The sequence below is a fragment of the Pseudomonas azadiae genome (assembly GCF_019145355.1).
GTDB lineage: Bacteria > Pseudomonadota > Gammaproteobacteria > Pseudomonadales > Pseudomonadaceae > Aquipseudomonas > Aquipseudomonas azadiae.
Genome location: NZ_JAHSTY010000001.1, coordinates 3,272,724 through 3,292,835 on the forward strand (window position 1 = coordinate 3,272,724; position 20,112 = coordinate 3,292,835).

A 20,112-nucleotide genomic window follows, 5' to 3' on the forward strand; every position below is an offset into this window, starting at 1 on the left:
GCGTTCGTCATAAAAAGCCGTTCAGGGCGATTTAATTGGGCGGTTTGAAGGTTAAATACTATCGAAGAAACGCTTTGAAACGCTCGACCTGCACTGGTTTTTGCTGCTGAGAATAGACTCACGAGCCCTCAAATCAGGCAGTTGGCGCGATCGGCAATGTCCGGTATTCATGAGTCAAAAGGCCAGCAAACCTGGCTCGATTACGGATTGCCCGACCTGCGTAGCCTTGATCGGGCTCTACGTTCTTGCGCACTCGAGGAGGTGTTGGCGGGCAAGGACATTACCGATGCGGTCGATATCGTAGCTTCAAACTTGGGGATTACCGATTCGGCATGCCCTCAGGTATGTATAGATTCACCTATGGGCAGGGTGTTGATCCAGCGCATGACGCTGCGGCACATCGTTGAAAAGCGGCAAGATGCCAGAGAGCGATACGTAAAATTCGCGCTGGATACGTTGACAGGGCCTCTGGAAATCTGGCGTGTCGCCTATAGCGACGGCTCGGCTGGCGTTCATCGGTGCTTATGAAACCAAGCCGTAGATGCTGGTGGTGGTGAATATCCAGGCAGGTAATGTCAAGCTTAGGTAGCTATGTCAACAGCTGTCGCCCAAATATCCGGCTGCTCATCCCTCGATCCGCCCCTCAAAACAAGGTAAACTGTCGAAATCTAGGAGACTTTTAATGATTGATGCAGTTGACCTTTTTTGCGGCGCGGGAGGCTTAACAGCGGGCTTGCGTAAAGCTAACATTCATGTACGCGCTGGCTATGACAATGACGCTAATTGCGAACACGCATATACGGTCAATAATCATGCGAGCTTTATCAATAAGGACGTTCAAGAAGTAACTGTTGAAGAAGTAAAAAACTGGTATCAAAAAGGAAGTATAAAACTCCTTGCTGGTTGCGCGCCGTGCCAGCCCTTCTCTACATACAATCAGGGAAAAGATGCAAGCCTAGATAGAAAATGGCCTTTGCTATACGCATTCCAGCGCCTTATAAAAGGTGTTAAGCCAGAACTTGTAACGATGGAAAATGTTCCTGACGTTACTAAACATGAAGTCTATCATGATTTTGTTGCCTCACTAAAAGCCCAAAAATATCATGTGTGGGAGGGGCGTGTTGCTTGTGCCGACTACGGCTTGCCTCAAAAAAGACAACGCCATGTTTTATTGGCTTCAAAGTTCGGACCAATCAGTTTAATGCCCAAAACGCATAATATTCACGTGACTGTTGAGCAGGTGCTGAAGAAATATGCAAAACTCCACGCCGGGGAACACCACTCATCAGACCCACTTCACCGAGCAGCTAAGTTATCCCCTACCAATATGGCCCGCATAATGCTGTCAACGCAGGGCGGGACTTGGAGAGACTGGCCAGAGTCTTTGAGAGCCAACTGTCACAAAAAAGAAAGTGGAAAAACATATGCCAGTGTATATGGACGTATGAAATGGTCTGAGCCCAGCCCTACAATGACGACTTTATGTTATGGATTCGGAAATGGACGGTTTGGGCATCCTGAGCAGAATAGAGCTATATCCTTAAGAGAGGCTGCAACCCTACAGTCATTTCCAGATGATTATGAATTCCTACCGGCCGAAAAAATAAATTTTAAAGCTGTAGGAAGAATGATCGGTAACGCCGTACCCGTCATACTGGGCGAAGTAATCGGGCACAGCCTTAATATTCACATGCAAGAATATCGTTAAAGGTATAAAAGCCCATTTCACTGTCAGCTATTGCTTCGGCGTGGAAGCAGAAGCTTCTTCTTGCGCAAGGCTGGCAATCATGTACCTGGACAAACGAATCGTAAAATCTAACAAGCGGCTGCTTTCGGCCGAGTGATCAGCAGTATGTGCTATTTTGTTTCTCGCCTCAGTAATATCAATCAAATTGTTCATAAGCTCATTCTTCTGTAGTTCCGTAAGATCGCTTCCATCATCTTCAGTTTTTATTAGCTTTTGATAAAGTAACAGCATCATTGCTTTTGGATTGGAATTTTTTAAAGTTGAAATTAACTTCCCATCCGTCATATTAAATAAGTCGAGAGCTAGGATTTTACAAAAGCTATCAGATCTAAATCTTGATTCAATAATTTTATAAAAACACAAAAAGCTTTCGTCGTAGAAGCCTAGAAATTTATAGTGAACGCCTTTACCAAAGTGCTTTCTCAGATTCTCAGGAATTGTCAGTGAATGCTCATACGCTGCAACTATTTCTTTGGCCTTTACCGCCAGCGGATGAATAGGGTTATGCCCCGCTGTTTCCTGCCCCCCTCCCACTTGGGTAATCCTAGAGTAATAGCCGTTTTGAAGTAAATATAAATTCAACGTTGAAGGAATCTGTCTCGCAAGAAAACCTGAAAACTCTATGAAAGATAAAATCTCGTCTCTTAGTATCGTTGCCTTCTGCAAAATTAGTGACGACAGATAAACCCTCATATGTGTTGCGGGATCTATTTGTCCATTTTTGTCAATCTTTTTTGCTATGTCACTTTCTATTTTTGCATAGCCAATTTTTTTCAAAACAAAGCAAACGGAAACGAAGTATTTTTCTGTCTTGTCATACCCTGAAGGTGCGCAACTTTCTATAGAAATTGAATTTACCAGCACACCTCCTTTTATGTGTAGGCGACTAAAATTCAAATTTAAAGTGGGGATCTCCAACTCGTCAAGAGTAACAGGCTCATTTTTAACATTCATCTTCCTAAAAGCTACCGCATTAGTAAAACTGAAACCGGCGTCAATATGAAAATCCAATGTGAAAGTGGGTTTATTTTCTTTGCTTTCTAAAAATCGCTCCCAGTTTACAAAATCACGGGTCCGTGGATGATACATTTCCATCTCCTACTGACTGTCAGGCGTATTTAAGCTTAGGTAATAATCGCTCACTCATAAATGATCGGAATATTATCGTTCAATAGCTTTAGTTGCTTTAAGAGTTGTATCAAAAAATTTTCATGTGTCGAAAATGTATCGCAGATGATTTAGTCAAATCATTTGTGATTAAACGTACGGCGCGCTCAAACGACTCATTCAAGGGCGCCCACTCTCACTCTTCAGATTTACACCCTAATCAAGAATCCCGAACTCAATGCTCAATAGCTGTCCGCTAGTATACGACTTGCATCAATAGATGCCGCAGCATGCCTAGCACGAGCCTCTAGGTACGTGAGACTTCTAGATTGTCTACCTTAGAAGTGAGAGCGATATATCATCAGAAATGTGTCACGCATACTGCCGAAAAAAACGTGGCATTAAATATCTATTAGAAACCGCGCTTCTTATATTTCCGTATATGAAGCGCTACTTCCTAAGCCTGTACAGCAACCTCAAAAGGGTAGGGAATACGAGCGCCTTCGCCTACTCTGATAAGATGCTTTAAAACCCCATTCCCATCTCGGCTTTTCCTCTGAAACTCACTTAATACTTCCCAGCCTGCTAATGAGTGGATTGAGAAAATCGTGAGCTCAAAAGCGGAGCTGGCAAACATATAAAATGTTGGAAAATGAACAGGCAACCAATTTATGCACCCTGGGAATGGTGAATCAGAGCTATTAGATATGATAGGTTGCACGTGAAAAAAACCGTGCTTGTTCCCCGGGAACCGCTCCGGATGCTCGAAGCGGAAACCAAAGCTATTTACATCGTTACCTACACCCGATAGAAGCAAGCATATCGTCTCAGCGTTGAGCTCTGAATGCTTATTTCCTACAAATCTCATTAACTTAAGCCAGCCGCATCGTGAATCAATATCTACGATAATATATGATGTACAACCATCTTTCTTGGGTGTCAGTATAAACGCTTTAAGCTGACTCCTTAAAGCTTGTTGCGAGCCATCAAAAAATGAAATTGTCCCGCGTGAGGCCAATACTCGTGTCTCTTTGAACAGAGAAAACTTTTTTAACTTCGTCTGGCTATTCAACGTCTTGAAATGGGTTGCATGCCCGTTACTCAAGAGTACAGCTAATGCGTCAGCTTGTTTATCATCCATATTAAAAACTCGCAACTACATCAGTAGATATGCTTGAGGCTCGTAGCTAACACCATTGCCGCGACATTGAAGCTCACCTTCTACCCAACGTTCGTTGTCGTAGCCAATGAGGTCACTTGGATAGCTAGATGCCTTATCTCTCTCAAGAAACCTTGAAGAGTCCTCACAAAAAACCAAGTCAGGCACTTTAGATATATCAAAGTCATCAGGTACAGGAAAAGCGTCTTTTATGTGCTCAATCCAAAAAGCAGGCCTGGAGTACATGAATGCATTATTAACTGCATGTTTTACAAGCTCAGGATTTACAACCTTAACATATTCTAAGGTTGACAATTTTTCCCAAGCATCTGGATCCGTAGGATTAGTAAGAAGCCAAGGGAATCTGCTCACTATATGAGGCAAATCAGCAACAGCTTGTTGGTTAGGCAAAACAATTTTTTCCAACCAATGAGATATTATCGCACATGCAACCCTCGCGAGCTGCTCTACTGGCATGTACTCAACAATGGGCCTGTCTTTATCTAAAATATTAAATACGCTTAACCCAACGCTCTTCAATGCGATGTCACGGAATGATCGAGCACCGCCAGACTTAACACCGAGAACGCCTGCGATATCATAAGCTAAATAGTTAGGCGCTTCAGTATCCTGCAACTCAAAGCCAAGAGTCTTCATCACAGGCTCATCAAGATTCTGCTGAATGAACGCTCTGAAAGCTTCAATGCGGGCTACTTCCGCGAGCAAGTTTGGCCAATGCCAAGGCCTAAATCCTGCGAAACCTGAAGACTTCCAAAGACCTTGATCAGTAATTTGTATACTACCAACATCGTAGTCGGCATAGGACGATGCTGTACGCTTCATAGTAAGGTCGAAATTGCACGTACCATACTGGTTTACTACAACGATGGGACCTATTGTAGACATTAATCGCGCCGTATACGCTATCTCGGCACCTGTTGACCATGCCGCAGACGCTTTCTCATCCAAGCCGAGCAAATCATAGTCCACTATGAGAAGGTGGTAACCCTCATACCCTAATGCAGGGGAGTACTCACCTGCCCTTGAGGCTAGTCTTGAGCGGTGTAACTCCGTGATAAACTCGGACACCTCTCCTTTTTCGAATACCGTTATATTGGCATCAACAAACTTAGAGAGCTCGGACTTCCAACCACAGGCTCTTTCGTACTCATCGTCAAGTACCAATATATTAATCTTGCTCATCATGATTCCATTCTAGTTTGAACGCCGTCTTAAATCCCACTGGAGGGGCTACGAAAGAAACTGTGCAGTCTAAAGAGTCTGCGACCATCTTTACGATTGTAAGACCGATCCCCATTCCCCCCAAACCTAAAGCTTTACGCTCCTCAGGAATCTCTAATCGCCTTATAAAGGGTTTAAACAAATCCGCGCTGTCTGATAAGCGAACACCTACACCCGTATCCGCGATAATTACCGATGATTTATTACCCTTAGTTTCTCCATAAGCGAAAATCAGCCGCTTATTGGAGCCAATCATCGCATTTACAGCGTTTATCAAAACATTCTGAAAAACCGCGTTCCAGGCTGCTAGCGTCGCTGCGGGCAGTATCATAGTTTTAGGAAACTCGTACTCAACGCTTACTTGCCGCAACAATGCTTCGGAATTAACAACTACGCGGTTTAGCACCTTCCCGACATTATATTTGTTACGCTTTTCCCTATCGTACTCATGCATGAGCGGTGAGAATAGCTTCCGAGCCTTGGCCGTTCTCTCTGCCCAATTATCCAAAGAGCTAATAAGTTTAGGCATATCTAATATTTTATTTTTGTCCGTTAGCTGCTTACGCATATCAGAAAGGACAGTAAGCTCCTTGTGAAGCTCATGCTCCATCGCAAGAGCGGCCATTCCGGAGGTAGCCAAAGCTGCAAGAAGTATACGTTCCTCATTGATCGCAGAACTACGCTGCTCTTCTAAGTCCTCCAACTCCTTGAACTTAAGAGAAACCGCTTCAACCTCAGCACTCAACTTATCAGGGAGCTTCATTGAGAGTTGAAATAACTGATTTCTTATTTCAGAAACCTTCTCTTCAGTCCTCGGCACATCTAAGCGAGCGGAAGCTTTTTCTATATTTCTACGTTCAAATGAACGCATAGCGTAAAAGTCAATTGCCCATCTGACGCTATGCTGCAGTTCTTCAAAAGCATCATTATCAATGAGCCTATCACGTGTGACTTGCACATTTAAGTAGGCACCCTTGTTCAATTCAATCGGTGTTGCCGTAGTTCTTTCATGCGATGTAGATATTTTTACAGCACCAAAAATTCGCCCGTTCGTAGGTAGGTCATTGAGGCCGCTACGAACTTGAAGATTTGCTGGTAACAGCTTTGACTTATTGAGTCGATGGGAATGGTCTATTTCAAGACCTAACCAATCTTGCTCATCACCACCATAAAAAGGGAGTCTAAAGTTGTTGTCATAAATATGTATCCCTCCAAACTTTCTAAAGTAATCCCTGGCTTCATGAACATTAATACCTCCGGCCTGCTTACCCGAAAGCTTAAACACATAAATTTTGAAATCTACTTCATCAAGAAGCCTGTTAACTGGAGGAAAGCTGGCATTGTATTCATCACCATTTTTAAATTTGACGACTACTTCATTTTTACCACTCGACTTACCTGCACTCAATTTTCCTTCAATAATGGCAATCCAGTTCTCTAGCGCCCTGTCCATTTGGCTATCGAATGCTTTCTTTGCTTGCGAAGTAAGCCCTTTTACCTGTATATCAAAAACATCATCACTGTCATCGCCCATCAACTCAACAGGCGGCTTTAAAAACCAAAGCTCGCCAGCCAAATCCGTAAGATCTTCGACTAGCCATTGATGCTTTAGCCCTATGATCTTAACCGATGTCCCGTGCTCATAACGACCATCAATCTTAGTAGTGCTACGACTAGGAGAAATATATGCACCAGCCTTAACAAGATCATTCGCCTCTCGTGCTTCGCCCCAATTAACGTTAGCTCGAAACGCCGACGTATCATCAACACCTTTAGAAATTATCTCTAACTCGTCGCCAAGAAATTGGACGGAGAGTCGTCCCACTCCTTTTGATCCAGTAACCTGACGAGAACGTTCAGTTAACTTCTGGTTTTGTTTATGAGTCGTGCCAACACGTAACCAATAGGCGATAAATTCCGGACGGCTCATACCAGCGCCATTATCGCTTACTGTTATACTATCTCTTTCAAAGGTAACGGTAACTTGGGTCGCGTCAGCGTCATAGCTATTTTTCACAAGCTCAGCTAGGGCTACATATGGCTTTCCAACAAGCCGCTCACCTAACTCTCGTAACAGTGCCGCATCTACGGTAAAGGTATGAAATTTTCGGTTACTGCCGTCCTCAACTCGATTTTTTTCTGGCATGGCACCTTGACCTAAATCGTCCTTGAGCAAAAAACAAAATGCTCGGTAGAAAAACCAACAGCCCCACTACCTTGCAATAATGCGGTGGGCGCTACCCATCACTAGCTTTCATCGTATCGTAGCATCAAGATATGACCATGACCTGATGCTATCATTAGCAGCATTAGGCCATCAACAACCTTTAGCTGCTCGGGAGCATTAGATATGTCTAAATACGGTGCGAACATTTACTCAGACCTAGGTATAGCCTCGCCGAAGCGAATGCTCAACAAAGCACACCTAGTTGAAATGCTAATTAGAAAAATTAGCGAAAAGAACTTAACAACTGTGGAGGCCACCCAAATATTAAATATGTCAGAGCTCCAGCTAAATGAAATTATACGCGGCCATTTTCATGCAGTGAGCGCGTCTGAACTCCGACGGTTAACAAAAACCATCTGATGCCCCCTTATCAGTCATTCGAGTCGTATCTCAGCCACACACTTCGCTCAACAAGAGCTAGACCGCCCCATTTATAACACCAACTCTCAAATTCCACTATGCTATGCGGAACCGCAATAGTTTTACCTTTTGCCCTATAGTAAGCATCGCCATGGGGAGCTACTTTACAAACGCTATCAACTTTTTATAACAGGCAAAGAAAAGGGCAGTTCTCTCGAACGGCCCTAAATTAGAGCGCTTGATATTCATATATACACCCTCAAGCAGGGGTGTGGAGGTCTTACCCTACGCTGATGTCCAGCCATCAACGGGGTTCCTACGCCAGTTATCGCCGCTGGAGGCAACTGGTTTCGCGCTCACGTTCATTATTGACGGGCTACTCGCTTTGAGCAACCCCCGAACTGTTTCAGACCAGAATCGAAGTACCGGTCATCTCCTGCGGCTTCTCCAACCCCATCAACATCAGCATCGTCGGCGCCACATCCGCCAGCACGCCGCCTTCGCGCACCTTGAAATCACGCTTGCCGACGTAGATGAACGGCACCGGTTCGGTGGTGTGGGCGGTGTGGGCCTGGCCGGTGGATTCGTCGGACATTTGCTCGCAGTTACCGTGGTCAGCAGTGATCAACGCTTCGCCGCCAACTTTTTCCAGGGCTTCAACGATACGGCCGACGCACAGGTCCAGGCATTCCACTGCCTTGGTCGCGGCTTCCAGGTTGCCGCTGTGGCCGACCATGTCGCCGTTGGCGTAGTTGACCACGATGACGTCGAAGCGCTGGTGCTCGATGGCGTCGACGATCTTGTCGGTGACTTCCGGCGCGCTCATTTCCGGTTGCAAATCGTAGGTGGCGACTTTCGGCGACGGGATCAGGATGCGCTCTTCGCCCGGGAACGGCTCTTCGCGCCCGCCGGAGAAGAAGAAGGTCACGTGGGCGTATTTCTCGGTTTCGGCGATGCGCAGTTGGGTCTTGCCGTTTTTCGCCAGGTAGTCGCCCAGCACGTTGTCCAGGCTGCCGGCTGCAAACGCGGCCGGGGCCGGAATGCTGGCGGCGTACTGGGTCAGGCCGACGTACTGCACCTTCGGCTGGCGCGCACGTTCGAATTCTTTGAAGCCGTCTTCCACGAACACACGGCTCAGCTCGCGGGCACGGTCGGCGCGGAAGTTCATGAACACCACGGCGTCGCCGTCTTCGACCTTCACCGGCTCGCCGATGGTGGTGGCTTTGACGAACTCGTCGCTCTCGCCACGGGCGTAAGCGGCTTCCAGGCCCTCCTGGGCGGTGGCGGCGTTGAATTCGGCCTGGCCGTCGACGATCAGGTTGTAGGCCTGGGCTACGCGGTCCCAGCGATTGTCGCGGTCCATGGCGAAGTAACGCCCCACGATGCTGGCGATGCGGCCCTTGCCCAGGGCGGCGAAGGTGGCGTCGAGCAGTTCGATGGACGATTGCGCGCTTTTCGGCGGGGTGTCGCGGCCGTCGAGGAAGGCGTGCAGGTAGATCTTGTCGGCGCCGCGCTTGAAGGCCAGTTCGGCCATGGCTACCAGATGGTCCTGATGGCTGTGCACGCCGCCGGCCGACAACAGGCCCATGAAGTGCACGGCTTTGCCGGCCGCCACTGCTTTATCTACCGCCGCGCAGATGGTCGGGTTCTCGAAGAACTCGCCATCGCGGATCGCTTTGGTCACGCGAGTGAAGTCTTGATAGACCACTCGTCCGGCGCCCAGATTCATGTGGCCGACTTCCGAGTTGCCCATCTGGCCGTCCGGCAGGCCCACATCCATGCCGGAGCCGGAGATCAGGCCGTTGGGAACGCTGGCGGTCAGGCGGTCCAGCACGGGCTTGCGCGCCGCGTATACCGCGTTGTCGTGGTGGCTTTCACTGTGTCCGAAGCCATCGAGAATTATCAGGACCAAAGGTTTAGGCGTGGTAGTCATAGATCCTCTCGCGGCGGTAATAAAGGAAGACAATTGAAAAGGGAGTGGCAGTTTAAAGCGAAGTTCCGACCACGTCACCGCTTTACGGGGGTTGGCCCCCCCTGGCGGCTGTGTATACTTACCGCCATTTTAACGCCCTGGAACCTCCTTGATGGTTGATCACCTGATTGCATTTGCCACTGCCCACTACCTGCTTGTGGGTGCCTTCGTCATCCTGCTCGCGCTGCTGATCGCTCATGAAATGAGCCGTGGTGGCCGCAGCCTGAGCACGGCGGAGCTGACCGCGCTGGTCAACAAGGATGAGGCCGTTGTCGTCGACATCCGTCCGGCCAAGGATTTCGCCACCGGCCATATCGTCGGTGCGCTGAACATTCCGCAGGACAAGCTGATCGCGCGCCTGGCCGAGCTGGAAAAGCACAAGGCCAAGACCATCATCCTGGTCGACGCCCAGGGCCAGCACGCCGGCACTCACGCCCGCGAAATGCTCAAGACCGGCTTCACCGCCGCCAAGCTGTCCGGTGGTATCAGCAGCTGGCGCGCCGATAACCTGCCTTTGGTGAAGTGATATGAGTCAGGTTGTCGTGTATTCCAGCGATTATTGCCCTTATTGCATTCGAGCCAAGCAGTTGCTCCAGAGCAAGAAGGTCGCCTTCGAAGAAATCAAGGTCGATGGCAAGCCTCAGGTGCGCGCCGAAATGGCCCAGAAAGCCGGCCGTACATCGGTCCCGCAAATCTGGATCGGCGACAGGCATATTGGTGGCTGCGATGACCTGTTTGCTTTGGAGCGCGCCGGTAAGCTCGATGCGCTGCTCGCCTGACGCCCACCCCTTAAAAGACCCCAAGATCAAGGATCTGAGATGACTGACCAACAGAACACCGAAGCCGCAGAAGCCCAAGGCCCACAATTCTCGTTGCAACGCATCTACGTGCGTGACCTGTCGTTCGAAGCGCCGAAAAGTCCGGCCATCTTCCGTCAGGAATGGACCCCGAGCGTTGCGCTGGACCTGAACACCCGCCAGAAAGCCCTGGAAGGCGACTTCCACGAAGTCGTGCTGACCCTGTCGGTCACCGTCAAAAACGGCGAAGAAGTGGCCTTCATCGCTGAAGTGCAACAGGCCGGTATCTTCCTGATCCAGGGCCTGGACGAAGCGTCCATGAGCCACACCCTGGGTGCGTTCTGCCCGAACATCCTGTTCCCGTACGCCCGCGAGACCCTGGACAGCCTGGTCACCCGTGGCTCGTTCCCGGCGCTGATGCTGGCTCCGGTGAACTTCGATGCCCTGTATGCGCAAGAGCTGCAGCGTATGCAAGGTGAAGGTTCGTCGACCGTTCAATGATTGTTTGAACGACACCGACCCAAAATGTGGGAGCGGGCTTGTGTGGGAGCTGGCTTGCCTGCGATAGCATCACCGTGGTGTGACTGACACACCGAGGTGCTTGCATCGCAGGCAAGCCAGCTCCCACACAAGGCCCCTCCCACATTTGTTATGTGTATTACTTGAAGCCGAGTTGGCGCCAGCCTTCATACACGGCAACGGCCACAGTGTTGGACAGGTTCAAACTGCGGCAGCCCTCGCGCATCGGCAAACGCAGGCGATGACCATCAGGCAATGCATCAAGCACCTCGGCCGGCAGGCCGCGACTTTCCGGGCCAAACAGAAACGCGTCACCCTCGGCAAAGCTGGCATCATGGAATGGCCGCGAACCCTTCGTGGTGAACGCGAACAAGCGCGGGTGCCCCAGGCTTTCCAGGCAACTGGCCAGGTCCGCATGGCGCTTGAGCGTGGCGTACTCGTGGTAGTCCAGCCCGGCTCGGCGCAGGCGCTTGTCGTCCATGTCGAAGCCCAACGGTTCGATCAAATGCAGGTGGCAGCCACTGTTGGCGCACAGCCTGATAACGTTGCCGGTGTTCGGCGGAATTTCTGGTTGAAAAAGGATGACGTGAAACATGCACGGCTCCGAAGGCAAAGATGCGCTGCATTCTACCCCTGAAGAAGACCCGAGACCGAAGCTATTGCCGAGGGTCATGGGTTCATTGGCGATTGTCGGCCTCATGGTCGGCCTGATGATCGGCCGCCTGACCACCCCGGACCCGGTCGAGCTGCAACAGGTCGAAACCGCAGCGGACGGCGTGGTGGTGTGGTTCAACAGCGAGCCAAAGCTTCACGGCGAGCACATCGACGGCACCGTGGCGCTGCTGTTCGACGCGCAAGGCCAGGCCGCCAGCGGGCAACTCAAGGTCAACGCAAAGGACGTGAACTGGCGCGTGCGCAAGACCGATGCTGGCCTGCTGCTGAACCTGGTGGCGGCTCGGCCGTTGCGTGGGGTGTGGAGTGGGGAGGCGGTCGATGACCGCTGGCGGTTGGAGGTCCATCTCCAGGAGCAATAAAAGAGGGAGTTCCCGGCCTGCCTGTACCAGGGCTCCCAAAACGGGGTGAAGCCTTAAGGCTTCGGTGTTAAAGAGGGGATTCTCGGCCTGCCTGTACCAAGGTCCCCGAAACTGGGTTGTATCAGGGTTATTGCAGGGTGCGTGCCAGAGTTGTTGGATCGTGGTGAAAAAAGCCTACAGATAGCGCAAAGCCCCGGAATACGGGGCTTTGGTGGTTTTGGCTTTAAGATTTTTCTTGGCGAAGCTCAGGTTTCAGGCCTTGGACCCGTGCCCAATGCCGGTTCATGGTGCATTGAAGCAGTGCACGGTCCCGAAATCGTGTGGAGATCCAAATGTGGGAGCGGGCTTGCTCGCGAATGCGGTGGATCAGTCACATATCAGTGACTGACACTCCGCATTCGCGAGCAAGCCCGCTCCCACATTGGATCTTCAGTGGATAAGGAAAATTGGGGATCAGCCCTCATCCCCCTCATCATCATCCACACCATCAACCTTCATCCCCAACTCCTTGATCTTGCGCGTCAGGGTATTACGCCCCCAACCCAGCAACACGGCGGCATCGCGGCGGCGGCCGGCGGTGTGCTTGAGGGCCGTCTCGATCATGATTCGCTCAAAAGCCGGCACGGCGCTGTCCAAAAGGCTCGACTGGCCGCGTGCCAGGGCCTGGTCGGCCCATTGGCGCAGCGCCTGCTCCCAGTTGGTCACCGGTGCGGAGTCCTGCGGCAGGCTCAACAGCTCCGGCGGCAGGTCGCTGATGTGCACTTCGCGCCCGGACGCCATCACCGTGATCCAGCGGCAGGTGTTCTCCAGCTGGCGCACGTTACCCGGCCACGGCAGGTTCTTCAGGTATTCCTCGGTCTCGCTTTTCAGCAACTTCGGCTCCACGGCCAGCTCCAGGGCGGCACGGCTGAGGAAGTGACGGGCGAGGGTCGGGATGTCTTCGCGGCGGTCCGACATGCGCGGGATATGGATGCGGATCACGTTGAGGCGGTGGAACAGGTCTTCACGGAACTTGCCCGCATGTACCAGGGTTTCCAGGTTCTGGTGGGTCGCCGCGATGATGCGCACGTCGACCTTGACCGGCGTATGCCCGCCCACGCGGTAGAACTCACCGTCCGCCAGTACCCGCAGCAGGCGGGTCTGGGTATCGGCCGGCATGTCGCCGATTTCATCGAGGAACAGCGTGCCGCCGTCGGCCTGTTCAAAGCGCCCGCGACGCAGGTTGGCCGCGCCGGTGAACGCGCCTTTCTCATGGCCGAACAGCTCTGACTCCATCAGGTCCTTGGGGATAGCCGCCATGTTCAGCGCAATGAACGGCGAAGCAGCCCGCGGGCTGTGACGGTGCAGCGCGTGAGCGACCAGTTCTTTACCCGTGCCTGACTCGCCGTTGATCAGCACCGTGATGTTGGAATGGCTCAAACGCCCGATGGCGCGAAACACTTCCTGCATCGCCGGCGCTTCGCCAATGATTTCCGGGGTGCGGGTCAGGGCGGGCGGGGCTTGCTGGTTCTGCTGTTCCTGGGCGTGCTGGTTGGCGCGCTTGACCAGCGCCACCGCTTCGTCCACGTCGAACGGCTTGGGCAGGTATTCAAACGCGCCGCCCTGATAGGACGCCACGGCGCTGTCCAGGTCCGAATGCGCGGTCATGATGATCACCGGCAGGCGCGGATGCTGCTCGCGAATCCGCGCCAAAAGGTCCAGGCCGCTTGCGCCGGGCATGCGGATGTCGGAGATGATCACGTCGGGCTGCTGGCGCGCCAGGCGGCTCATCACGCCGTCGGCGCTGTCGAAGCTCTGGGTGATCATGCCTTCCTGTTGCAAGGCTTTCTCCAGGACCCAGCGGATAGAACGGTCGTCGTCAACGATCCAGACAGTTTCACTACGGCTCATGTCGAGGGGGCTCCTTGTTCCAATGGCAGGAAGATCGAGAACGTGGTGTGGCCGGGATGGCTCTCACATTCGATCAGGCCCTGATGCTGGCTGATGATGTTCTGGGTAATGGCCAGGCCCAGCCCGGTACCATCCGGGCGGCCGCTGACCATGGGAAAGAAAATGGTTTCCTGCAGTTCAGCGGGAATGCCGGGGCCGTTGTCGATGATCTCGACCTTAGTCACCAGGCGATGGCGCACATGGCCGATGGTGAACTGGCGCAGGGCGCGGGTGCGCAGGCTGATGCGGCCCAGGCGCAACTCGTTCTGGCTGCTGATGGCCTGCATGGCGTTGCGCACGATATTGAGCACCGCCTGGATCATCTGCTCGCGGTCGATCAACACGTCGGGAATGCTTGGGTCGTAATCGCGCACCAGGGTGATGCAGCCCTGGCTTTCAGCCTCGACCAGTTGGCAGACGCGCTCCAGCACTTCGTGCACGTTGGTCATCGCCAGGGACGGCAGCTTGTTGGAACCGAGCATGCGGTCCACCAGGTTACGCAGGCGGTCGGCCTCTTCGATGATGACGTTGGTGTAGTCCTTGAGGTGCTCTTCCGGCAGCTCGCGGGCCAGCAGTTGCGCCGCGCCACGAATACCGCCCAGCGGGTTCTTGATCTCATGGGCCAGGCCGCGCACCAGCATCTTGCTGGTTTCCTGCTTGGACAGCTGCGCCTCTTCCTTGGTGATGCGCAGCAGGCGGTCGCGGGGGTGGACTTCGAGCAGCAGCAGGGTCGCGCCGTTGCTCAGGATCGGGGTCACGGCGTAGTCGACCGTCAGCGTCTGGCCGGTGAGGGCGGTGAGCATCGCTTCGCGCTTGGTGAACGGATGGGCCTGCTCCACGGCCTGGCGCAAGGAACTCAAGGCCTCGGCCGACTCGGTGAACAATTCGCTGATGAACTGCCCATGGCTGCGCTGGCCGCTGATGGCCAGGAGCATCTCCGCCGCCGGGTTCATGTACTCAAGACGCAGGTCGTCGTTGAGCAGGATGGTCGCGGTGGTCAGGTTGTCGAGTAACAAACGGTGCAGTGCATCGCTGATGGTCATCAGGACCTCTTTTGGAGCAAGGCGCGGGCTTGAGGCACACGCTGATACAAGGAAAATGCAAAAACCAAACCAAGGCTCCGAAAAGAAGCGCAAAGGCGCTGAAATAGGGGTTTTAAGCGCGAAACTGTGGCGTTCTGCCAGCCTTGGCGGGAAGTTTCGAACCAAAATGGTGTGAGTCGGTGGGAAGGGTGCAGGCTTGCGCACCAATATAGTGCTTTTTTGTGGGAGGCGTTCAGGAAGCAAGAATTGCATTGAATCGCCAGGAAGGTTGCGGTCAGTGTGGGAGCTGGCTTGCCTGCGATAGCGGCGGCACATTCAAAGCCGCTATCGCAGGCAAGCCAGCTCCCACAGTGTTTGATCGGGTTTGCAGATTTAGCCTTTGAAGATGCACAGCTCGGCCGTGGCGCGGATCATCGCCAACTGCCGTAGCGGGTCATTGAGTGGTTCATGCACCGCTTCGGCCAGCCACTGGGGACACTGCGGGTCGGTACGCTGCGGGGTGAAGTCCGCCAGTTGCTGCAGCAGCCTTTTTTGCAGTTGGTCCAGTTGCGGACGAATCTGCTTCACCAGGTCCGGCCGTGGATCGTCCGGCGCCTTGCCCTGGAACTGCCAGTCGGATAGATGGGTGTACTGCACCAGTTTGTTCGCTTCGATCTGCGCCGAGAAAAACTGCTCGGCGGCGGCGGGGTCCAGTTTGTAGCTCGGTGCCTGGGCAACGACACTGGCGATCACCTCCTGCTCGCGCTTCTTGTCCTCTACGGGCTTGTGGCTGTCCCATTTGCTCAGGGCAACTTGGTCGGCGATCTCCAGGCGCTCGGCGATGCTGTTGAGCAGAGGCTCAAGGGTGGGCGGCGCAGCGCTCGCACTGGCGCTGCAAAATAACAAGGCGAACACAAGTCGATGTTTCAAAGCGGATCTCCTGTGGGAGCTGGCTTGCCTGCGATGCGGGCAACTCGGTACATCAGGTATACCCAGCTGATGCCATCGCAGGCAAGCCAGCTCCCACATTTTTGATTGGGTTTGCAGATTGGGCAGTGTGTCAGTCAGAGGCTACCTTAACTTGCGCGCCTGCCTACAGGTGCGCCAGAATCCGCCGGCTTGTACGGCTGGCTTGTCGTCTCTAAGGTTGCTCGGTCGCTGCTCATCAGCGATCAGGTTTAGTAGCCTGAGGATCAAGTTAAGCGCGTACCGCGCCGCTTTTTATGGCGGCTGTGTGCAGGGCATCTTCGGGTGCGCCGGTTTTTGCTTAACTTCCCCGGTCTACTAACCTGCGCACAGCTGCCACCCAATCGTTTAGTAGCGAGTCGATGGCGGCCTCATTCGAGGAAGTTAAGACATGTTCAAACCAACCCCAAATCCACCCCCCTCCATCTTCACCATCGCCGCCGATATCGATGACGAAGCGCTGATGATCAACAGTTTCGAAACCTTCTCCTCGGTCAGCACCTTGTTGCTGGACCTGTCCGAGGACCTGGACGGCAAGCACCGCGATGTCGCGCTGGCCATTCACCAACTGAGCGCCTTGGGCACGCAGATGGTCAGCCGTATGCTCGACCGCCAAGCGGCCATCTGACAATCCGCAGGCAAAAAAAGACCTCCCGAAGGAGGTCTTTTTGCATCACGCCACGTTAAGCAGCGCTACCGGATCAGCAGCTGTAGTACAGCTCGTATTCCAGTGGGTGTACGAAGGTGCGAACCTTGATTTCTTCTGCGCTCTTGAGCTCGATGTAAGCGTCGATGAAGTCGTCGCTGAACACGCCGCCTTTGGTCAGGAACGCACGGCCCTTGTCCAGCTCTTCCAGGGCTTCTTTCAGGCTGCCGCACACTTGTGGGATCTCTTTGGCCTCTTCAGGCGGCAGGTCGTACAAGTTTTTGTCGGCGGCGTCGCCAGGGTGGATCTTGTTCTGGATACCGTCCAGGCCAGCCATGACCAGGGCCGCGAAGGCCAGGTACGGGTTGGCAGCCGGGTCCGGGAAGCGCGCTTCGATACGGCGCGCGCGCGGGCTGGACACGTAAGGAATACGGATCGAGGCGGAACGGTTGCGTGCCGAGTAGGCCAGCATTACCGGCGCTTCGAAACCCGGGACCAGACGCTTGTAGGAGTTGGTCGACGGGTTGGTGAAGCCGTTCAGGGCCTTACCGTGCTTGATGATGCCGCCGATGAAGTACAGGGCGGTGTCGGACAGGCCGGCATAACCTTCGCCAGCGAAGGTGTTCTTGCCTTCTTTGGCGATGGACAGGTGAACGTGCATCCCCGAACCGTTATCGCCGTACAAAGGCTTAGGCATGAAGGTCGCGGTACGGCCGTAGGCAACGGCAGTGTTGTGTACGCAGTACTTCAGGGTCTGGACTTCGTCAGCCTTGGCGACCAGGGTGTTGAACTTCACACCGATTTCGTTCTGGCCGGCAGTCGCCACTTCGTGGTGATGCACTTCGATGACCAGGCCCATGTCTTCCATGGCGTTGCACATGGAGGTACGGATTTCGTGGTCGTGGTCGAATGGCGGAACCGGGAAGTAGCCGCCCTTGATGCCTGGACGGTGGCCATGGTTGCCGCCTTCCACGTCCTGGTCGGACATCCACGAACCTTGTTCAGAGTAGATCTTGAACATGGAGCCGGAGATATCGGACTTGAATTTCACTTGGTCGAAGATGAAGAACTCAGGCTCAGGGCCTACGAATACGGTGTCGCCGATACCGGTCGACTTCAGGTATTCCTCGGCACGCTTGGCGATCGCACGTGGGTCGCGGTCGTAGCCTTGCATGGTCGACGGTTCGATAACGTCGCAGACCAGGATCAGGGTCGGCTCTTCGGTGAACGGGTCCAGCACGGCAGTGCTGTCGTCCGGCATCAGGATCATGTCGGAAGCTTCGATGCCTTTCCAGCCGGCAATGGAGGAACCGTCGAACATTTTGCCTTCTTCGAAGAACGCATCATCCAGCGCATCGCGAGCCGGCATGGTCACGTGGTGCTGAGTGCCTTTGGTGTCCGTGAAGCGCAGATCAATCCATTTGACGTCATGATCTTTGATGAGTTGAACCGACTTCGACATAGTGTCCTCCGGGTGGCTTCGGGCTGGGTAGTGGAGTTAGCCCTTAGAATGTGGGTGATGCCGGCGCGGATAGTCCGCCATGGCAACCTGCCTCACAAGAGAGCAAATTGCATGCCAGTGCGCCAACATGGGTTTTGTGCTCCAAAAGCGACCCTATAAAGGTGCATTGCGACAAAAGCCAAAAAATAGCGCACCGCAATGTGGCGAGGTTACCTGCAAATGCACTGCTTTAGTGCGCAGCAACTGCTATGCATATTAACTGGTTAAACCTTGAGCGATTTCCGCTATAATCCGCGCCCCCCTTTTTCGGCAGGTCCGGCACGCGCTGTTTCCATGAAATTAATCGTTAAAGTCTTCCCCGAAATCACCATCAAGAGCCGACCGGTACGGATGCGTTTCATCCGTCAGTTGGCCAAGAACATCCGTGCCGTGCTCCGCGATCTGGACCCGGCTGTGGTGGTGAATGGCGTGTGGGACAACCTCGAGCTGGAAACCCGCCTGACCGACGCCAAAGCCTTGAAGGACATGACCGAGCGCCTGAGCTGCATGCCGGGCATCGCGCATTTCCTGCAGGTGGACGAGTACGCGCTGGGCGACTTCGACGACATCACCGAAAAATGCAAATTGCACTTCGGCGACAGCCTGGAAGGCAAGATTTTTTCGGTGCGCTGCAAGCGCGCCGGCAAGCACCCGTTCAGCTCCATGGATGTGGAGAAATACGTTGGCAGCAAGCTGCGTCGCGAGTGCGGCGCCGCCGGAATTTCCTTGAAAGCACCGCAAATTGAAGTGCGCATGGAAATTCGCGACCAACGGTTGTTTGTGATCCACAGCCAGCACAACAGCATCGGCGGCTACCCGCTGGGCGCCTTGGAACAGACGCTGGTCTTGATGTCCGGCGGTTTCGATTCCACGGTCGCGGCCTACCAGATCATGCGGCGCGGCCTGATGAGCCACTTCTGCTTCTTTAACCTGGGCGGGCGTGCACACGAATTGGGCGTGATGGAAGTAGCGCACTTTATCTGGAAGAAGTACGGCAGCTCCCAACGCGTGCTATTTGTAAGCGTACCGTTCGAAGAAGTGCTGGGCGAAATTCTCGGCAAAGTCGATAACAGTCATATGGGCGTGGTATTGAAGCGTATGATGTTGCGCGCCGCTTCCCGGATCGCCGACCAACTGCAGATCGACGCGCTGGTGACCGGTGAAGCGATCTCCCAGGTGTCCAGCCAGACGCTGCCGAACCTGTCGCTGATCGATTGCGTGACCGAGAAGCTGGTGCTGCGCCCGCTTATCGCCAGCCACAAGCAGGACATCATCGACCTGGCAGAAGAAATCGGCACCGCCGACTTTGCCAAGCATATGCCTGAGTACTGCGGGGTCATCTCGGTGAACCCCAAGACCCACGCCAAGCGCAACCGCGTGGAGTATGAAGAACAACAGTTTGACATGGCGATTCTGGAGCGTGCGCTCGAGAACGCCAAGCTGGTCCCGATCGATCGTGTCATCGACGAGCTGGGCCAGGATGTACAGATCGAAGAAGTCAGCGAAGCCCTGGCCGGCCAGATCATCATCGACATCCGCCACCCGGATGCCGCTGAAGATGAGCCGCTGGCAATTCCTGGCATCGACGTACAAACGCTGCCGTTCTATGCATTGAACGCGCGTTTCAAGGAACTGGATGACAGCCGTCAGTACCTGCTGTATTGCGACAAAGGCGTGATGAGTCGCCTGCATGCCCACCATTTGCTCAGTGAGGGGCATGCCAATGTGCGCGTTTATCGACCGAGCTAAGAGCCCGGGGCTGTTTGCCTGTGGCCTGCGTCACCGGCCCCCCGACTCTGCCGTCAAGCTGTAACGGCAAGGCCTGACTCTACTGTTAATCGCTGCCACGACCTGTCAGCACACCGAATCCTCTGATCGAGATAC

19 protein-coding genes are annotated in these 20,112 nt (G+C 53.5%); 9 read left to right on the top strand and 10 right to left on the bottom strand.

Annotation, left to right across the window (positions count from 1 at the left end):
- Nucleotides 1–156: 156 nt before the first annotated feature.
- Nucleotides 157–528 carry a hypothetical protein gene (locus KVG91_RS14900; RefSeq protein ID WP_225926974.1) on the top strand — a complete coding sequence of 124 codons (372 nt, stop codon included), beginning with the start codon at nt 157–159 and terminating at the stop codon, nt 526–528.
- A gap of 154 nt (nt 529–682) precedes the next feature.
- A complete protein-coding gene (locus tag KVG91_RS14905) occupies nt 683–1,708 on the top strand; it encodes a DNA cytosine methyltransferase (RefSeq protein WP_169375855.1) in 1,026 nt (341 codons plus the stop codon).
- A 27-nt stretch (nt 1,709–1,735) separates the two neighbouring features.
- Here the strand turns inward: KVG91_RS14905 and KVG91_RS14910 are convergent, their stop codons facing one another.
- The 4 genes from KVG91_RS14910 to KVG91_RS14925 all read right to left on the bottom strand — a co-directional run bounded on the left by KVG91_RS14910 (nt 1,736) and on the right by KVG91_RS14925 (nt 7,431).
- Entirely contained in the window at nt 1,736–2,836 is a 1,101-nt protein-coding gene (locus KVG91_RS14910) for a hypothetical protein (protein ID WP_169375856.1), read from the bottom strand.
- A gap of 475 nt (nt 2,837–3,311) precedes the next feature.
- A complete protein-coding gene (locus KVG91_RS14915) occupies nt 3,312–3,995 on the bottom strand; it encodes a hypothetical protein (protein WP_169375857.1) in 684 nt (227 codons plus the stop codon).
- 15 nt (nt 3,996–4,010) lie between these two features.
- On the bottom strand, nt 4,011–5,216 hold the full coding sequence (locus KVG91_RS14920) for a hypothetical protein (protein ID WP_169375858.1): 1,206 nt from the start codon (nt 5,214–5,216) through the stop codon (nt 4,011–4,013).
- A complete protein-coding gene (locus tag KVG91_RS14925; RefSeq protein ID WP_169375859.1) occupies nt 5,203–7,431 on the bottom strand; it encodes an ATP-binding protein in 2,229 nt (742 codons plus the stop codon). Before KVG91_RS14925 ends, KVG91_RS14920 begins: the two co-directional genes overlap by 14 nt.
- Before the next feature lie 174 nt (nt 7,432–7,605).
- Here KVG91_RS14925 and KVG91_RS27990 point away from each other — a divergent pair, with 174 nt between their 5' ends.
- The gene (locus tag KVG91_RS27990) at nt 7,606–7,842 is read left to right on the top strand and encodes an XRE family transcriptional regulator (RefSeq protein WP_169375860.1); all 237 of its coding nucleotides are present in this window, start codon (nt 7,606–7,608) and stop codon (nt 7,840–7,842) included.
- A 406-nt stretch (nt 7,843–8,248) separates the two neighbouring features.
- Here the strand turns inward: KVG91_RS27990 and gpmI are convergent, their stop codons facing one another.
- Entirely contained in the window at nt 8,249–9,775 is a 1,527-nt protein-coding gene (gene gpmI / locus KVG91_RS14935; protein ID WP_169375861.1) for a 2,3-bisphosphoglycerate-independent phosphoglycerate mutase, read from the bottom strand.
- A 151-nt stretch (nt 9,776–9,926) separates the two neighbouring features.
- Here gpmI and KVG91_RS14940 point away from each other — a divergent pair, with 151 nt between their 5' ends.
- Genes KVG91_RS14940 through secB form a run of 3 tightly spaced genes read left to right on the top strand, consistent with a single transcriptional unit; the run spans nt 9,927 to nt 11,112 of the window.
- Nucleotides 9,927–10,340, top strand: coding sequence for a rhodanese-like domain-containing protein (locus KVG91_RS14940; protein ID WP_076951659.1), 414 nt, complete (start codon nt 9,927–9,929; stop codon nt 10,338–10,340).
- 1 nt (nt 10,341) lies between these two features.
- Nucleotides 10,342–10,593 (top strand): glutaredoxin 3, encoded by a 252-nt coding sequence (grxC, locus tag KVG91_RS14945; RefSeq protein WP_169375862.1) that lies wholly within the window; start codon nt 10,342–10,344, stop codon nt 10,591–10,593.
- A 39-nt stretch (nt 10,594–10,632) separates the two neighbouring features.
- Complete coding sequence (gene secB / locus KVG91_RS14950; RefSeq protein ID WP_169375863.1) at nt 10,633–11,112, top strand: protein-export chaperone SecB; 480 nt, start codon at nt 10,633–10,635, stop codon at nt 11,110–11,112.
- A gap of 157 nt (nt 11,113–11,269) precedes the next feature.
- Here secB and KVG91_RS14955 read toward each other — a convergent pair whose 3' ends face one another.
- On the bottom strand, nt 11,270–11,725 hold the full coding sequence (locus tag KVG91_RS14955; protein ID WP_003171120.1) for a tRNA (cytidine(34)-2'-O)-methyltransferase: 456 nt from the start codon (nt 11,723–11,725) through the stop codon (nt 11,270–11,272).
- Here KVG91_RS14955 and KVG91_RS14960 point away from each other — a divergent pair.
- Entirely contained in the window at nt 11,724–12,164 is a 441-nt protein-coding gene (locus KVG91_RS14960) for a hypothetical protein (RefSeq protein WP_169375864.1), read from the top strand. The two genes, KVG91_RS14955 and KVG91_RS14960, sit on opposite strands and share 2 nt — an antisense overlap.
- Before the next feature lie 453 nt (nt 12,165–12,617).
- On the opposite strand, the gene ntrC is transcribed toward KVG91_RS14960, so the two are convergent.
- From ntrC to KVG91_RS14975, 3 genes are all read right to left on the bottom strand, one after another.
- Entirely contained in the window at nt 12,618–14,054 is a 1,437-nt protein-coding gene (gene ntrC, locus KVG91_RS14965) for a nitrogen regulation protein NR(I) (protein WP_169375865.1), read from the bottom strand.
- Complete coding sequence (gene glnL / locus KVG91_RS14970) at nt 14,051–15,136, bottom strand: nitrogen regulation protein NR(II) (protein WP_056860661.1); 1,086 nt, start codon at nt 15,134–15,136, stop codon at nt 14,051–14,053. Before glnL ends, ntrC begins: the two co-directional genes overlap by 4 nt.
- Nucleotides 15,137–15,508: 372 nt before the next feature.
- Nucleotides 15,509–16,045, bottom strand: a complete 537-nt coding sequence (locus KVG91_RS14975; RefSeq protein WP_178115071.1) for a chorismate mutase — start codon at nt 16,043–16,045, stop codon at nt 15,509–15,511.
- Nucleotides 16,046–16,472: 427 nt separating this feature from the next.
- Here KVG91_RS14975 and KVG91_RS14980 point away from each other — a divergent pair, with 427 nt between their 5' ends.
- Complete coding sequence (locus tag KVG91_RS14980; RefSeq protein ID WP_169375866.1) at nt 16,473–16,709, top strand: DUF6124 family protein; 237 nt, start codon at nt 16,473–16,475, stop codon at nt 16,707–16,709.
- A 73-nt stretch (nt 16,710–16,782) separates the two neighbouring features.
- Here the strand turns inward: KVG91_RS14980 and glnA are convergent, their stop codons facing one another.
- Nucleotides 16,783–18,189 (bottom strand): type I glutamate--ammonia ligase, encoded by a 1,407-nt coding sequence (gene glnA, locus KVG91_RS14985; protein WP_169375867.1) that lies wholly within the window; start codon nt 18,187–18,189, stop codon nt 16,783–16,785.
- 333 nt (nt 18,190–18,522) lie between these two features.
- Between glnA and thiI the strand changes: the two genes are divergently transcribed.
- Nucleotides 18,523–19,977 (top strand): tRNA uracil 4-sulfurtransferase ThiI, encoded by a 1,455-nt coding sequence (gene thiI / locus KVG91_RS14990; protein WP_169375868.1) that lies wholly within the window; start codon nt 18,523–18,525, stop codon nt 19,975–19,977.
- The last annotated feature ends 135 nt before the right edge of the window (nt 19,978–20,112 follow it).